This window comes from Pseudomonas sp. JZ114, assembly GCF_051027705.1.
Lineage (GTDB): Bacteria > Pseudomonadota > Gammaproteobacteria > Pseudomonadales > Pseudomonadaceae > Chryseomonas > Chryseomonas luteola.
This window is the reverse complement of record NZ_CP069256.1, coordinates 220,954-235,618: the sequence shown is the minus strand read 5'-3', so window position 1 is coordinate 235,618 and position 14,665 is coordinate 220,954. Positions and strand designations below refer to the sequence as shown.

The following is a 14,665-nucleotide window of genomic DNA, read 5'->3' as shown; positions in this document are numbered from 1 at the left end:
AGGTAGCCCAATGCTGGATTGGTTACGCGAGTACCGTGACGTCCTGACGCTGTTCATCTCCGGTTGCACGTTGCTGGTATGGATCTTTTATGCGCAGCTGCTGCTGAGCGGCTTCAAGCGCCAGCGTCAACCGCGGCTCATTATCAACCGCGGCGCAGGCAAGGGAGTAGGCGCCCTGTGTCTGCTTTCCAACATGAGCGCCGAGCCGATCTTCATTAACCAGCTGATCGTGCACCTGCACACCTCGCGCGGTACGCTCAAGGCGGATGTGACCGATGTTCGCGAGAGCAGCGAGGATGATTTCGATCAGGATGCCGAGCTGTATAAAGCCACCCGCCAGGGACCGCTGAAAACGGGTGACTTTACGCACATTGGCACCTTTCAACGATTGATCTCCCGGGTAGCCGCTGCACACGATCTGGAACTCAATGGCATGCACCCGCCGGAAGGCTGGGTCTTTGATGGTCTGGAAATCCACGTGATCGCATTTTATGGCTCCGACAGGCACCCCATCGGTGTACGCCGCCGCTTCCGCCTGGGTCAGTACAAAGGGCATTACTGTTCACTGATTGCCGAAAGCCGGCAGACAGAACAGTTCACGACCCGTCGCCAGCGCCGCATCGTTCGCAAGCACTGGATGGCGGAATTCGAAAATTGATGACTCAGCCGAAAAACCAATAGCAGACCAGGATGGACGCCAGCACCCCGGCGCCATCGGCCAACAGTGCGCATCCGACAGCATGGCGAGCCCGCTGGATTCCTACCGAACCGAAGTAGACAGCCAGCACATAAAAGGTCGTCTCGGTACTGCCCTGGACAGTGGCCGCAATCAGGGCTGGAAAACTGTCCACGCCTTTGGCCTGCATCGTCTCGATCAGCATGGCGCGGGCGGCGCTGCCCGAAAACGGCTTGACCAGTGCTGTAGGCAGCGCATCGACGAAGCGGGTATCCCAACCCAGCCAGCCCACGGCATGGCGAACACCGTCAAGAATGATTTCCAGTGCGCCTGATGCCCGTAACACGCCCACCGCGCACAACATGGCAACCAGATAGGGCAACAGGTTCTTGGCAACCTCGAACCCTTCTTTTGCACCCTCGACAAAGGTTTCGTAAACCGGCACCCGCTTGAGCGCGCCAAAGATCAGGAACATCAGGATCAGGCCGAACAGCACCAGATTACCCAATAGCGACGACAATGCCGCCAGGGCCGTTGCCGACAAGGTGACCAGAATGCTCATGAAGCCGCCCAAAAGCAGTGCGCCGCCACCCAGCCACGCCAGGACGACCGGATCCCACAGCTTGAGCCGTTGCATGAATGAAACGGATAGCAGCCCGACCAGCGAGGAGACACTGGTCGCCAGCAGGATAGGCAGAAAGACCAGGGTTGGATCAGGCGCACCCTGTTGGGCGCGATACATGAAGATAGTGACGGGCAGTAATGTCAGGGAGGACGCATTGAGCACCAGAAATAGAATCTGTGCATTACTGGCCGTTTCCGGCTTGGGGTTCAGGTCCTGTAAAGCCCGCATGGCCTTGAGGCCAATGGGCGTAGCCGCATTATCGAGCCCCAGGCCGTTAGCTGCAAAGTTGAGCGTGATCAGCCCCAGCGCCGGGTGGCCGGCAGGTACTTCCGGCATCAAACGGCGGAACAGCGGCCCAAGGACATAAGCCAGCTTTTCGACCAGCCCGGCCTTCTCGGCAATACGCAGGATACCCAGCCAGAGCGTCAGTGTGCCGAATAACAGGATCATCACCTCTACCGACAGCTTGGCCATGGCAAACAGGCTCTCGACCATGGCTGCAAACACGCCTGCATCGTCTCCGATCAACCATCGTCCCAGCGCACTGATCGCCGCCACGATGAAAAAGCCCAGCCATAACCCGTTCAGCATGATGCATCTCCCCGAAACCAGCCGGGGATGATACGAGGGTTGACTCCCGATGGCGAAGGTCGAGCAGCCCTGCGCCTGTAAAAAGTCGAACGCGTCGATAGGTATCAATCAGAATTGAGATGGTTCAGGAAGAGAAACCTGCCGACGATTCCTGACCGCTGTTGTCCTTTCTTAAGCCATCAAAAGGCCGTCACTCGGCCCTCTGTTTTAACCAAGGAGACGACATGAAGAAAGTTCTGGTTCTGTACTATTCCATGTATGGACATATCGAGCGCCTGGCTGAAGCCATGGCAGAAGGTGCGCGACGTGTACCGGGCGTTGAAGTGACGATCAAGCGCGTCCCCGAAACCATGCCTGAAGACGTGGCCCGCAATGCTGGCGCCAAGCTTGATCAGGCAGCGCCAGTCGCCACGCCTCAAGAGCTGGCTGACTACGATGCAATCATCTTTGGAACACCAACCCGTTTCGGCAACATGGCGGGCCAGATGCGCACCTTCCTCGATCAGACGGGCGGTCTGTGGGTCAAGGGTGCATTGGTGGGCAAGCTGGGCAGTGTGTTCGTTTCGACGGGAACCGGGGGCGGTAGTGAGACTACCATTACGTCCTTCTGGAACACGCTGGCGCACCATGGCATGTTGATTGTCGGTATGCCTTATACCGACCCCATGCTGGCGGATATTACTGAAGTGAGGGGAGGCTCGCCTTACGGCGCAGCCACGCTGGCAGGAGCCGATGGCTCTCGATTGCCCAGCGCCAAGGAACTACAACTGGCGAGCCATCAGGGCGAGCATGTCGCCAAACTGGCGGTAAAAATGCAGTAACCCAAAATTATGCCCCCCAGGCGTTTTAGTCCTCAAGACCCACGGTCGAGGCCCAAAACGTCTGGGGGATATATCGTCCAGCCTGGCTCGTTTCAACGAAGGTACTCCCTGTACCCTGAGGATGCTCCTCTTACCGCAAAGCACCCAAGCCCCTTGGCCTAAACGCCCCGACAAGTCGGGGCGTGTGTTCGGTCAGGTCATTAAACCGGCCTACGGCTACGATTTGATGACAATCGCAGGCCCCGTGTCAGGGTCGGCGGCGACCGAAGAAGAAGGACACCACAAACAGGATCAGGAACAGAACGAACAGGATCTTGGCAATACCTGCTGCTGTACCGGCGATGCCGCCGAAGCCCAAAACACCTGCAATGATAGCGATGATTAGAAACGTGATAGCCCAGCTCAGCATGATGATTCTCCTCGTCTTACTTTTCTCTGGTTTCTAGTTTGGATTTCTAGTTGATTATCGAGACACACTTACTTTCTCAGGCCAGGCCGACTGTCTTATCCGAGACTCTCTGGCACCGCTTTCCGAGAAAGATAGGCTCCTCGGTATGGATACTTCTAAATCGCGTGTGTTCCGGCTATCCGTCTGTTTTAACGCACGGCCGATCAAAATCATGCTGGCTACAAGGCCCAATAGAACTATCGCGCTGGCGAAGGTCAAAGCGAAGGTTGTGTAGGTCCCGGACATCGCAAGCGTCTCCTTAGAAAACCCAGCGAGTCTGACGGGGGAAACGGTCAACAGTAGATTGAGCCGGAATAGCTTTTTGCTGCTCGACGCTTATATGGCTTGCCAGAGGCTTGGCCGCCGGTGCCTTCACTTCAATGTGAGGTACGGCTTGCGGAGCAGCAACAGGAGTAGAGGTATGGCCAGTGGTGAACAGCACTGCTGCTACACCTGCGAAGAATGCCGAACAGATCATATTGTTACGTGCAATCTGGCTGACCATGGGTTTACTCCTTCAACTGTTATTGGCCGTTTCAGGCTCTATGCAAGAGATATTGCAGACGGCATGCCAAGTTTTTGAATAAAAAAAATCCTTTAAAATCAATAAGTTAAAAATTAGATCCGCTTTCTGCCGCTTGCATACTGCAAGATGCAGGGTTTCAAGCATTGCGTTTTGCATGATGCCTATAGAGAAAAACTGACCGTCCTGGCGAACTTCTCAAGCCAAACGGCCTCTACTTGTGTTGCCTTCCTTAAAGGAAAAGGCGAAACCTCAGCGTCAGTGCCTCGTTGTCTGTACCGAATTCCTGGCCGGATCGGTAGTAAGGCTGGTGTTTTTCGAGGCTTCCCTGCAATTTGCATGGCCCCTCCTCCATCTGCCCCTGTCAGCGCGTCATGACATCTCATCAAAAGACTTGCATCGTTTGTCGTGCATATTGCAACTTGCACGACTTACAACTGACTAAGGCACAGACCTCCCGCCCCCTTCTGTTTATATAGGTGCGGGATGTACCTACGGAGAACATTCCATGGATCAACCGAGCGGAAGGATTCTTCTCGTCGATGTCGAGGCAGCGATCCTGCGTACTTTCCGTTTCTGCCTTGAAGATGCTGGTTATAGTGTCGCTACGGCCAACTCGGCCGCTCAGGCCGAAGCCCTGCTGCTGCGGCAGGTATACGACCTTTGTTTTCTCGACCTACGCCTGGGCGAGGACAACGGTCTGGATGTATTGCAACAGATGCGTATCCAGGCACCCTGGATGCGGGTAGTCATCGTTACCGCCCATTCGGCGGTGGATACAGCGGTCGATGCCATGCAGGCTGGTGCTGCCGATTACCTGGTTAAACCTTGCAGCCCTGATCAGCTGCGCATGGCCGCGGCCAAGCAGCTGGAGTTTCGCCAGCTGTCCGCTCGCCTTGAAGCGCTCGAAGGTGAAGTACGCAAGTCCAGCCTGGGTCTGGAATCTCGTAGTCCGGCCATGATGTCGATACTGGAAACGGCCCGACAGGTCGCTACGACCGACGCCAATATTCTTATTCTGGGCGAATCCGGTTCCGGCAAGGGTGAGCTGGCCCGCTCCATCCATGCCTGGAGCCGCCGCGCCAAGAAAACCTTTGTCACCATCAATTGCCCGTCCCTGTCCGCCGACCTGATGGAAAGCGAGTTGTTTGGCCACACCCGCGGCGCGTTTACCGGAGCCAGTGAAAGCACCCTGGGTCGCGTCAGCCAAGCCGATGGCGGTACTCTGTTTCTCGACGAAATCGGTGATTTCCCGCTTGCCCTGCAACCCAAGCTGCTGCGCTTCATCCAGGATAAGGAATATGAGCGGGTGGGCGATCCGGTCACGCGCCGTGCGGATGTACGCATTCTTGCCGCGACTAACCGCAACCTCGAGCAGATGGTGGCCGAAGGTGAGTTCCGCGAAGACCTGCTCTACCGCCTGAACGTCATCGTGCTGACCCTGCCGCCGCTTCGCGAGCGTAAGGAAGACATCATTGATCTGGCCGAGCGTTTCCTGGCGCGCTTCGTCAAGGACTATGGCCGTCCGGCCCATGGATTCAGTGAGGAAGCCAAGGAAGCGCTGCGCAAGTATGACTGGCCCGGCAACGTCCGCGAGCTGCGCAACGTAATCGAGCGCGCCAGCATTATCTGCAGCAAGGATCTGGTGGACGTTACCAACCTTGGCCTGACCGAACAGCCCAGCTCCGCCAGTAGCGCTCCGCGTGTGGGTGAGACCATGAGCCTGGAAGCGCTCGAGAAGGCGCATATTGCGGCGGTCATGGCGACAAGCGAGACGTTGGATCAGGCCGCCAAAATTCTCGGCATCGACTCGTCGACGCTCTACCGTAAACGCAAGCAGTACGGGCTATGAAGCTTCCGATAAAACTTAGGACACGCCTGTTCCTGAGCATTTCCGCGCTCATTACCGTTGCGCTGCTCGGACTCATTATCGGGTTGGTCAGTGTCCTGCAGTTCTCCAATAGCCAGGAGAGTTACAACAAGCACACGCTGCTGTTCATCAACGCCTCACTGGGCATGCGGCAGGAGCTGAGCAACGAGCTGTACTCGCTCATGGATGGGGCGCCGGACGCTAATCAGCTTCGCAATCATGATCAGGAGTTTCGCAACTACCTGGCCACGACCCAGAGCCTGGTCAGCCATCCGGACGATATCCAGCAGCTGAGTCAGCTCGAGAGCAAGTACAACCAGTACTACAAGATGCTGGGCAATCCACCGGATGGATACTCTGCGCTCAGGGAAAACAAGGTTTTTCTGGACCTGGTCAACAGCCTGCGCAATCAGGTGTATGACCTGCAGACCAGCTTTATCAGCGACATGGACAGTACCCAGCAACACGCCCATAACCGGGCCACGCTGATTGCCGTCCTGCTGGGGCTCGTCGGGCTGGCTATCCTGGGGATTGGATTTGCAACGGCCAACACCATTGCACGTCGCTTTGGCGGTCCCATCGACTCGCTGGCCAAGGCAGCCGACCAGATCAGCCAAGGGCATTTCGACATTACCCTGCCGACCTCCAAGGTAACCGAGCTGGCCTTGCTGAGTCGCCGCTTCGGTTCCATGGCGGAGTCCCTGCGCCAGCTGAGCCAGACCAACATCGAGGCCCTGGTGGCCGGGCAACGTCGTCTGCAAGCGGTGCTGGACAGTATCGATTACGGCCTGATCATCCTGGACTACCTTGGGCATATCGAACATGCCAACCCGGTGGCGAACCGTCAGCTAGGCTGGGATGACGAGCGTCAGGGTCAGCTCCTGGGCGCGGCCCTGCAACGCCCGGATATTGACGAAGCCGTCCAGCGTGTCCTGTCCGGCAAGACGCTGGAAGCCGTCCCGGAAGATCTGCAGATCGATATTGCGGGTGAGACACGCCTACTTGCCTGGACAGTCACGCCGGTCAACCATGCCGACGGCCGCAGTGTTGGTGCCTTGATGGTCCTGCGTGATGTGACCGAGCAGCGTGCCTTCGACCGGGTCCGCAACGAGTTCGTCCTGCGAGCCTCCCATGAGCTACGGACGCCGGTAACCGGCATGCACATGGCCTTTGCCCTGTTGCAGGAGCGCCTGAAGTTTCCCGAAGACTCGCGCGAGGCTTACCTGCTGCAGACAGTGGATGAAGAAACCCATCGCCTGGTCCGCCTGATCAACGACCTGCTGGACTTCTCACGCTACCAGAGCGGCCTGCAACGTCCCGAGAAGGTCCCGAGTGAAGTCAGCGAGCTGCTCGATCAGGCCCGCGCAAGGCATGCCGATGCCGCTCGGGACAAGTCGGTCGAGCTGGTGGTGGAATTGCTGCACACCCCGCTTCCCCGCGTCACGCTGGACCCGGCACAAATGGGCCGGGTGCTGGACAACCTCATCAGCAATGCCCTTCGCCATACCCCTGCGGGCGGCCGCGTTTCGCTTCAGGCCATGCGTCAGAACGATCGCCTGCTCATGGCTGTACAGGACAACGGTGAAGGGATCGCCTATGCCCAACAAGGCCGGGTATTCGAGCCGTTTGTGCAGATTGGTTCCAAGAAAGGCGGTGCCGGTCTTGGCCTTGCGCTCTGCAAGGAGATCATTCAGCTCCATGGCGGGCGTATTGGCGTCGTCTCGCGACCGGGCCAGGGTACGCAATTCTTCATGACCCTGCCGACCTGAACGCAAAAGCCGCCCACCGGGCGGCTTTTTTCATGCCTTGTCTTCCTTAGGCACGTGCCAGTTGATCCAGGCCGCCAGCAGACCCAATGCCGAAGCCAGGGCCAATCCCAGACGAGGCGCTCCCTCCGGCCACAGATGCAGCAAGATGGCCAGCGCGGCGGCGCCCAGGGCCATGCCGGTTTGCCGTGCAGTCGCCTGCATGCCTCCTGTCGCTCCGGTCCGGGAAGACGGCGTGGACGTCAGCATGACCCGGTTGTTGGGCACCTGAAAAAAGCCGAAGCCCAGCCCGCCGATGATCATGAAAGCCACCAGTGGGCCTTGCCCTTGTGCCAGCGGCCAGACCGCGGTAATTCCCAATCCCAGGGCGATACCCAATCCACCCAGCATGCACAGTGTCTGGGGGCGGTAACGATCCGCCAGACGCCCGGCGACCTGAGCGGCCACGGCCACCGTCAGCGGCCAGGACAGCATCAGCAAGGCTACGTGTACCGGTGTGAGCCCCAGTTGATGCTGCAGGTAAAACGGAATAGCCAGAAAGCACAGCATTTGTGCAGCGAACGAGCAGATAGATGCCATGATCGCATGGCGGAACGCTGAGTGTTCAAGCAGATCCACCGGCAGCAGCGGCGCCGTCTGACCCCGTTCACGACGTAACAACCCCCACAGGCAGCCGACCGCCAAGAGCAATAGCGCAGCACCTTGCAGGGGCTCTACTGCCAGTCGCTCAAGCCCACCGATGGCACCGCAGAACAAGCCGACATTGAGCAGTGCGCTGAGTGGATCGATACGGCGCTGCGCCCGTGGGTTATCCGGCAAGGCCTTGAGCAGCATCAGGACAGCCAGTCCTATGGGCAGGTTGATTGCAAACAGCCAGGGCCATCCACCCAAGGCCAGGATGCCGGCGCCCAGGCTGGGTGCCAGGGCTGATCCCAGGGCAACGCAAAGTGCATTGATACCGATGCCCCGTCCCAGCAGATGCCTGGGATAGGTCAGCTTTACGATGCCAGCGCTGACACACATGATGGCAGCAGCCCCAATGCCCTGAAGTGCTCGCGCCAGCACCAGCCAGAAGAGATCCGGCGCCAGGGCACACCCGAGCGACGCCAGGCTGAACAGACAGACCCCGGCGCCGAATACACGGCGCAGACTGATGCGCTCAGACAACGCTGCCAAGGGCAGCAGCAGGGCCACCAGCGCCAGCTGATAGGCACTGACGATCCAGACTGACTGCGCGGCGGAAACATCAAGTGCCTGGGCAATGGTAGGCAGCGCCAGATTGGCAATGCCCGAATCCAGAACTGTCATGCTGATGGCCGCCAGCAGCGCCGCAATGGCCTGATAGCGCCGGGGCGTTGGCAGGCCATCACTGCCCGCAGGAGCTGAGGAAGAGGTGGTTGTGTTCAATCTTCAAGCTTCACGTGCTGATCGCTTTCGCCGCGTTTCCAGTAGCCGGCTGCCTTGACCCATTCGCGAGGCAGTCCGTGCTGTTCGATCATCACCTGCCGAGCGGCGCGGGCAGCACCGGCTTCACTGGCGATCCAGGCGTAGCCTTCACCTGCGGGCAGTTGCAATCGCGCCAGCGAGTCCGCCAGCGAATCACTCGTCGTCTCGCGGTAGACCCAGATCAGCGTCACGGCCGCCTGACTCGGCAAGGGGATTTCGCCGCCTGGTCGGGCTACCTCTACCAGCGCAATAGCTGTCTTGTCGGCGGGCAGCTCCTCAAGACGGCGTGCCATGGCCGGCAGGGCCGTTTCGTCACCAGCCAGCAGATACCAGTCAAAGTCGCTGGGCGGAAGCATCGAGCCTCTGGGACCGCCAATCACGATCTCATCGCCCGGCTGGGCCTGGGCAGCCCACGCGGTGACTACACCTGTTTCGTGCAGGTAAAAGTCGATGTCGAGTTCACCGGTAGCAGAGTCATAGCGGCGCGGCGTGTAATGGCGGCCCACAAGTCTATCCAGCGGAACGCTGCGGATAGGCGCCCCATCGGCTGGGAGAAACAGTTTGATATGGTCATCGAAGGCCGGGCTGTTGAAATCCGCGAGATCCGGGCCGCCAAAGGTCAGGCGCAGCATATCGCCACCCAGGCTTTCACGGCGGACGACCTGGGCCCAGCGACGTTTGAGTTCATGGCGGACGCGCTGAAAAACGTGACGTGTACTGGAATCTGCCGTGCGGCTATGAAATGATGCAGTCATTAAAGAGGACCCATTCATTGAGGTTCCTCACTATATTCAAGATAAGTGATGCACCATGTCAACCATTTTTGAAATTGCCGAAGCCCTGCACGACATCAAGCGCAGCATGCGTCAGCATCTGGATAGCGCGCTGCAAGCCTCGGGGCTCTCGTTTGCCCGTTATAAGGTCATGAGCCTTCTGGATAAGCTAGGCCCCTGTCGCCCCGGTGTGCTTGCGGAACATTTGAAGCACGCGCCCCGCACCCTGACAGATGCCATTGATGCACTGGAACGTGACGGACTGGTTCGCCGTGAGCCCCACCCGGATGACCGCCGGGCGGTCCTGGTGTACCTGACTGATGCCGGCCGGCATGCGCTTACGCTCGCGCAGGCACCCCGTCGGCAGGCGTTGGAGGCTGTCTTTGCACCGCTTGAAGCCGATGAGCAGGCGCAGCTGCTGCGCCTGCTCGGCAAGGTTCGTGACGCGAACCCGAAGGGAGGTTAGCGGCCCGTTGGCAGGCTGAGCAGCAAGGCTGCCGTCTGCAGATCCGGCTCACCGTCGAATCGACCTGGGCGGTACTTCATCTGGAAGGCCGCAATCACATCGCGGGTCGCCTTATCCAGCAGGCCGGTCTGCGGTACGGCATAACCAACACGGGCCAGCTGCTGCTGGAACCACGCAGGCGGAGGGAGAACGCCACCCAGGCTGGCCTGCCGCTGTGCGACCGTGGCCGAGGTTGGCCAGTTGATGATACCGGCAGCGGCCAGACGCGCCCAAGGGAACATCGGGCCCGGGTCCTGCTTGCGGGACGGTGCGATGTCGCTGTGGCCAATCACGGCATTCGGCCCCAGGCGGTGACGCTGCTGGATATCCTTGAGTAGCGGGATAAGCGCCTTGATCTGCTCTTCCGTGAAGGGATACCACTGACGTCCTGTGGGCGTGTCACGGAAGCCCAGGTTTACCATCTCGATCCCGATGGACGTCGCGTTGAGCCAGGTCCGCCCTTCCCACTCGCTCTCCCCGGCGTGCCAGGCACGGCGATTTTCGTCGACCAACCGGTAGATCGTGCCGTCCCGGTCAATCATGTAGTGGGCGCTTACACCGCCATGGGTCAGCATGGCCAGGGAGCGTTGCGAGTCCGATGCGGTGTAGTGCAGCACGATGTACTGCACACGGCTATCCTGATCCTTGGCCGTGTGGTCCGTATTGATGCGAAGCCCGCCGGCACAACCGGCGAGCAAGGTGCTGAAGAGCAATAACAAGGGCAGTAGCAGACGCATGACGCAAGAACCTCGGACAACTTTTGTAGGGTATGGCAGGCCGTCAGGCCAGCTCGATTCGGTTCCGCCCTCCGCGCTTGGCGCGGTAAAGCGCCTGATCCGCACGTTCGAAAGCCTGCTTGCTGCCTTCGCCTGTCTGGAACGCCGTGAGGCCGGCCGAGCAGGTTATGGTGACGCGCTCGCCCTTGAAATGAAATGGGCAGGCTTCAATGGCTGCACGTAACGCCTGAATCAGGGGCTCGCCCTCCTCCATGGACGTGTTAGGCAACAGGACGACAAATTCCTCTCCACCGAAGCGCGCAATAAAGTCGGTCCGCCGTAGCTTCTTGCTCAACTGGGTACCGATGATCTTGAGCACCTTGTCTCCCGCCAGATGGCCGAAATCATCGTTGACCCGCTTGAAGTGATCCACGTCGATCACTGCCAGCAGCAGACTGCTATGGTAACGCTGCCAAAGCGAGACTTCGGCATCCAGGCGCTCGGTCCAGGCCGCACGGTTAGGCAGGCCGGTCAGCGGATCGGTCAGAGCTTTCTTGCGCTGCTCTTCGACGTGGGAGCGATAGTCGTTGGCCTCCTGCTCCATGCTGACCACACGCTCCGAAAGCGTTTTCAGCCGCTCGGCCATTTCCAGCTCGCGCGCCTCACGCTGTTGCTGATACTGCTCCATGTGAGTCAGCATGCCATCCAGGCGGCTTTCCAGCGCCTTTTTCACATTATCCGGCTCAGCGGCTTCCTGCACATGAGTCTGCAGGTCGCTGACCTGCTCACGGAGCTCTTCGCTGAAGGAGCGCTCTTGCTCACGAGCCTCGTCATGGCCTTCGTTGACCTGTTGCAGGTGATTCTGGAAGCTGTCCAGGCGCTGATTGAGCTGCTTGAGATAGCCCTCGAACTCGCGATGGCCTTGGTCGTTGAGTGAAAGCACCAGGCCCGACAGGTCATCCAGCAACGGCACCAGCTCATACCAGTTCAACCGTCCGAACATGCGCTGTCGCAAGGCTTCAGCCTGCGGTTTGTGGCTATCCGGCAGCTGCAGCTCGTCCAATAGATGAATCAGCGTCGCCTCGATATGCGGAGCGATAGCGCTGTATCCAGGCTCTGGCGGTGGTGGCAGATCAAAATGGGACTCGTCTGACGTAACTTCAGCCGTAGCCATTTTAGACTGCTCGGCCTCAGTACTTTCCATGACTTGAGACGGCTCTTCTACTGCGGCTTCTAGCTCGGCGGGCTTCTCGTCTTCGACAGTAGCGGTTTCAATAGCAGTTTCTGTAGGCTCAGCGACCTCAAGCTTATCGGCCTCAGCCTCAACGGGTGTGCTGGCTGGCGTCTCGCTGGGTACATCCGGTGCGATGGCAGCAATCGGCTCAGCCTGAGCAATAGGCTTGGCAAGCGGTTCCTGCTCGCCCGCAGAGCTGGCTCCCTCGATCGGCACAGTGATAGGCGAGGGCTGAGGCGTCTCTGCTACGGGCAGTACGACTTGCTCAGGCGTAGCGGGCTCCGCAACCACTGGCAGGTCGGCAGCGTTCGAAGCCGGCTCGTCCTCCAGGTCGTCTTCGTCATCCGCCTCGTCATGCGGGGCTGGTACGGGTTTGGCAACAACAGGCGCCTCCTCCTTTCCCTTACCCAGCAGCCGCTCCAGAAAACCAGGCTTATGGGGCTGGGCATTGGCCTGAGCTTCCAGGGCCTGACGCTGCAGTCGGCTCAACTCGATCACCAGTTTGGGGAAATCACCTGGCTGCTCGGCTGAATTGGCCGCCTTCTTGGCAAAGCGCTTCAGCGACTTGCGGATATCCCGAGGCAGCGGTAGCGCCATCAGCATATGAGACAGGTCCGCAAAGGCCTTGGCCGCATGCTCGGCGCGCTCGCTACGGCGACGCTCCGACTCGAGTACAGTTTTCTCCAGACGCGGAATCATGCGCGAGAGCTCGTCGTCCATGTTCTCGTGGCGCAGGATATTGCGCAGATCATGGAGACACTCATCCACAGCCTTGTCGTTGCCTTCGGCTGCGATACTGGTGCGGGTCAAGCCGCGGCGTACCAGGTCAAGACGCGCTTCCCAGCGCGCCTCCACTTCCTCCTGGCGCTCGACGACCTCCAGGTACTTGTTTTTCCAGCGTTCGAGATCGTCCTGGCTCATGTCAGGCCCCGAGAGAAGAGCATGGGTAAATCTAAAGCGTTATGCATGTTTTAGCACACGCCACAGGTTGTATCGCTTCGATAAGGTTCATGGCAGTTGTAACGGCCGAAATAACCCGGCCTTTAACGTACACAGCAGAAGTGTGATACAGGTTGTAAATAGCGACAGGTCTGCGCCAGCTGGTTGGGCAGCATGGAAGATTCAGCCAGCAGCGCCGCCTGGAAGGGCCCGCCAGAATGGCAGGCCCGGCAGGGTATTACTTGGCGGCGCGTTCCTTCTGGATCAAGAAATCAGCCACTTGCAGGGCCTGGTCCGGACCACCTGCGCTACCCAAGTCAAAGCGGTATTTACCGTTGACGACCATGGTCGGAACGCCGCTGATCTGGTAGGCCATTGCCAGTTTCTTGTCCTTCTCGACCTGTCCCTTCACAGCGAAGGAATTGTAGGTGCTCAGGAATTTCTCGCGATCAACACCCTGATTGGCCAGAAAGTCCGCCATCTCCTCAGGAGTGGCCAGCTTCTGTTGGCCGTTGTGAATGGCCGCAAAAATCGCCTCATGCACCTTCTGCTCGACGCCCATGGCTTCCAGCGTCACGAACAGCTGGCCATGAACGTTCCAGACACCACCAAACATGGCCGGCACGCGACGGAAACTCACATCGTCAGGCAGCTTTTTGGCCCAGGCATTCAACGTCGGCTCGAAGGCATAGCAGTGCGGGCAGCCATACCAAAACAGTTCGACCACTTCGATCTTGCCCGGTGTAGCCACTGGGACCGGGTTGCTCATTTCCGTGTATTGTTTGCCAGCCTCAATCTCCTGGGCGTTGGCAAACGTACCAAACAGGCCGGAAAAGGCTAATACAGCGGTAAGAATCAGGTTACGCATTAATCTACTCCTGGGCTGAAAGGCCATACTGCGAAGCCCGCAGCAGGCAGGCCACGCCGGATAAAGCCATGCTTCAATCGAAGCGTGCGACGGGGTCTGCCATTGTAGCGGTCATAACCACCAAAATGACGGCCGGTGCGGCGCTTTTTAACGTGACATTCAGGCTTGATTCAACTTCTCAACGCGTCCACCCAATGGGACGCACCATAAACAGCTCTAGTGCAATCCTTCAATATAGGTTGCCAAGGCTGAAATATCCTGGTCAGACAGCTTGCCGGCAATGCTGCGCATCATCATGGCTTCGCCATCATTGGTACGCTGTCCTTCGCGAAAGGCGGTCAACTGCTTGAGGGTATAAACGGCGTGCTGGCCTGAAAGCAATGGAAAACCGGCCTGGCGATTGCCGACACCATCCGGCGCGTGACAGCCCGTACAGGCAGGCAGACCCGTTTCCAGACGCCCGCCTCGATAAAGCGCTTCGCCAGCAGCCACAAGCGCAGGGTCAGCGGCACCGATCACCGGCTTCTGCGAGGCAAAATAGGCCGCCAGGTCTTCTATATCCTGATCGCTCAGGCCTGGCATGAACGCCATCATTTCAGGCACGGGCCGGGCGCCGCTCTTGATATCGTGGAGCTGTTTGATCAGATAGCGCTCGCCCTGACCGGCAATCTTGGGAAAACTGGGTATAGGGCTGTTACCATCGGGACCATGGCAGGCGCCACAGACCATCGACTTGCTTTGTCCGGCGGCAACATCGCCTGCGGCCTGGGCCGTCATGCTGATTCCCAGGGTGAGCAAAAGGCTCACCATCAGTGTTTTCATCCGTCGATCCATTACGCCTGTGTACGGGACGCAAGCCAGCCT

Annotated in this window: 14 protein-coding genes; 5 read left to right on the top strand and 9 right to left on the bottom strand. The window is 58.9% G+C overall.

Going from position 1 to position 14,665, the window contains the following annotated elements; genetic code table 11:
* The first annotated feature begins 10 nt into the window (after positions 1–10).
* Complete coding sequence (locus JQR90_RS01135; protein WP_073450068.1) at positions 11–658, top strand: hypothetical protein; 648 nt, start codon at positions 11–13, stop codon at positions 656–658.
* A 4-nt stretch (positions 659–662) separates the two neighbouring features.
* On the opposite strand, the gene JQR90_RS01130 is transcribed toward JQR90_RS01135, so the two are convergent.
* Positions 663–1,892, bottom strand: a complete 1,230-nt coding sequence (locus tag JQR90_RS01130; RefSeq protein ID WP_010796566.1) for a nucleoside recognition domain-containing protein — start codon at positions 1,890–1,892, stop codon at positions 663–665.
* A 224-nt stretch (positions 1,893–2,116) separates the two neighbouring features.
* Between JQR90_RS01130 and wrbA the strand changes: the two genes are divergently transcribed.
* A complete protein-coding gene (wrbA, locus tag JQR90_RS01125; RefSeq protein WP_150348269.1) occupies positions 2,117–2,713 on the top strand; it encodes an NAD(P)H:quinone oxidoreductase in 597 nt (198 codons plus the stop codon).
* Between the two features lie 247 nt (positions 2,714–2,960).
* Here wrbA and JQR90_RS01120 read toward each other — a convergent pair whose 3' ends face one another.
* Together JQR90_RS01120 and JQR90_RS01115 are read right to left on the bottom strand one after the other, a co-directional pair.
* The gene (locus tag JQR90_RS01120; RefSeq protein ID WP_010796564.1) at positions 2,961–3,122 is read right to left on the bottom strand and encodes a DUF1328 domain-containing protein; all 162 of its coding nucleotides are present in this window, start codon (positions 3,120–3,122) and stop codon (positions 2,961–2,963) included.
* Positions 3,123–3,420: 298 nt separating this feature from the next.
* A complete protein-coding gene (locus JQR90_RS01115; RefSeq protein ID WP_434140302.1) occupies positions 3,421–3,666 on the bottom strand; it encodes a hypothetical protein in 246 nt (81 codons plus the stop codon).
* Positions 3,667–4,192: 526 nt separating this feature from the next.
* Between JQR90_RS01115 and algB the strand changes: the two genes are divergently transcribed.
* Positions 4,193–5,536 (top strand): sigma-54-dependent response regulator transcription factor AlgB, encoded by a 1,344-nt coding sequence (gene algB, locus JQR90_RS01110; RefSeq protein ID WP_434156943.1) that lies wholly within the window; start codon positions 4,193–4,195, stop codon positions 5,534–5,536.
* Entirely contained in the window at positions 5,533–7,323 is a 1,791-nt protein-coding gene (locus JQR90_RS01105; protein ID WP_010796560.1) for an ATP-binding protein, read from the top strand. Before algB ends, JQR90_RS01105 begins: the two co-directional genes overlap by 4 nt.
* Before the next feature lie 30 nt (positions 7,324–7,353).
* Here JQR90_RS01105 and JQR90_RS01100 read toward each other — a convergent pair whose 3' ends face one another.
* Together JQR90_RS01100 and JQR90_RS01095 are read right to left on the bottom strand one after the other, a co-directional pair.
* Positions 7,354–8,727, bottom strand: a complete 1,374-nt coding sequence (locus tag JQR90_RS01100; RefSeq protein ID WP_434140301.1) for an MFS transporter — start codon at positions 8,725–8,727, stop codon at positions 7,354–7,356.
* Positions 8,724–9,521 (bottom strand): siderophore-interacting protein, encoded by a 798-nt coding sequence (locus JQR90_RS01095; protein WP_037029906.1) that lies wholly within the window; start codon positions 9,519–9,521, stop codon positions 8,724–8,726. Before JQR90_RS01095 ends, JQR90_RS01100 begins: the two co-directional genes overlap by 4 nt.
* Positions 9,522–9,576: 55 nt before the next feature.
* On the opposite strand from JQR90_RS01095, the gene JQR90_RS01090 reads away from it, so the two are divergent.
* Entirely contained in the window at positions 9,577–10,005 is a 429-nt protein-coding gene (locus tag JQR90_RS01090; RefSeq protein ID WP_286787239.1) for a MarR family winged helix-turn-helix transcriptional regulator, read from the top strand.
* Here JQR90_RS01090 and JQR90_RS01085 read toward each other — a convergent pair.
* The 4 genes from JQR90_RS01085 to JQR90_RS01070 all read right to left on the bottom strand — a co-directional run bounded on the left by JQR90_RS01085 (position 10,002) and on the right by JQR90_RS01070 (position 14,623).
* Positions 10,002–10,781, bottom strand: a complete 780-nt coding sequence (locus JQR90_RS01085; RefSeq protein WP_434140300.1) for an N-acetylmuramoyl-L-alanine amidase — start codon at positions 10,779–10,781, stop codon at positions 10,002–10,004. The two genes, JQR90_RS01090 and JQR90_RS01085, sit on opposite strands and share 4 nt — an antisense overlap.
* A gap of 43 nt (positions 10,782–10,824) precedes the next feature.
* Positions 10,825–12,915 (bottom strand): GGDEF domain-containing protein, encoded by a 2,091-nt coding sequence (locus tag JQR90_RS01080; protein ID WP_010796555.1) that lies wholly within the window; start codon positions 12,913–12,915, stop codon positions 10,825–10,827.
* Between the two features lie 256 nt (positions 12,916–13,171).
* Complete coding sequence (locus tag JQR90_RS01075) at positions 13,172–13,801, bottom strand: thiol:disulfide interchange protein DsbA/DsbL (protein ID WP_150348274.1); 630 nt, start codon at positions 13,799–13,801, stop codon at positions 13,172–13,174.
* A gap of 216 nt (positions 13,802–14,017) precedes the next feature.
* The gene (locus JQR90_RS01070) at positions 14,018–14,623 is read right to left on the bottom strand and encodes a c-type cytochrome (RefSeq protein ID WP_312798895.1); all 606 of its coding nucleotides are present in this window, start codon (positions 14,621–14,623) and stop codon (positions 14,018–14,020) included.
* Between the last annotated feature and the right edge of the window lie 42 nt (positions 14,624–14,665).

Coding starts and splice junctions, on each gene's coding strand:
- JQR90_RS01135 (WP_073450068.1), top strand. CDS start 11: ATGCTGGATTGGTTACGCGAGTACCGTGACGTCCTGACGCTGTTCATC.
- JQR90_RS01130 (WP_010796566.1), bottom strand. CDS start 1,892: ATGCTGAACGGGTTATGGCTGGGCTTTTTCATCGTGGCGGCGATCAGT.
- wrbA (WP_150348269.1), top strand. CDS start 2,117: ATGAAGAAAGTTCTGGTTCTGTACTATTCCATGTATGGACATATCGAG.
- JQR90_RS01120 (WP_010796564.1), bottom strand. CDS start 3,122: ATGCTGAGCTGGGCTATCACGTTTCTAATCATCGCTATCATTGCAGGT.
- JQR90_RS01115 (WP_434140302.1), bottom strand. CDS start 3,666: ATGGTCAGCCAGATTGCACGTAACAATATGATCTGTTCGGCATTCTTC.
- algB (WP_434156943.1), top strand. CDS start 4,193: ATGGATCAACCGAGCGGAAGGATTCTTCTCGTCGATGTCGAGGCAGCG.
- JQR90_RS01105 (WP_010796560.1), top strand. CDS start 5,533: ATGAAGCTTCCGATAAAACTTAGGACACGCCTGTTCCTGAGCATTTCC.
- JQR90_RS01095 (WP_037029906.1), bottom strand. CDS start 9,521: ATGACTGCATCATTTCATAGCCGCACGGCAGATTCCAGTACACGTCAC.
- JQR90_RS01090 (WP_286787239.1), top strand. CDS start 9,577: ATGTCAACCATTTTTGAAATTGCCGAAGCCCTGCACGACATCAAGCGC.
- JQR90_RS01085 (WP_434140300.1), bottom strand. CDS start 10,781: ATGCGTCTGCTACTGCCCTTGTTATTGCTCTTCAGCACCTTGCTCGCC.
- JQR90_RS01080 (WP_010796555.1), bottom strand. CDS start 12,915: ATGAGCCAGGACGATCTCGAACGCTGGAAAAACAAGTACCTGGAGGTC.
- JQR90_RS01075 (WP_150348274.1), bottom strand. CDS start 13,801: ATGCGTAACCTGATTCTTACCGCTGTATTAGCCTTTTCCGGCCTGTTT.
- JQR90_RS01070 (WP_312798895.1), bottom strand. CDS start 14,623: ATGAAAACACTGATGGTGAGCCTTTTGCTCACCCTGGGAATCAGCATG.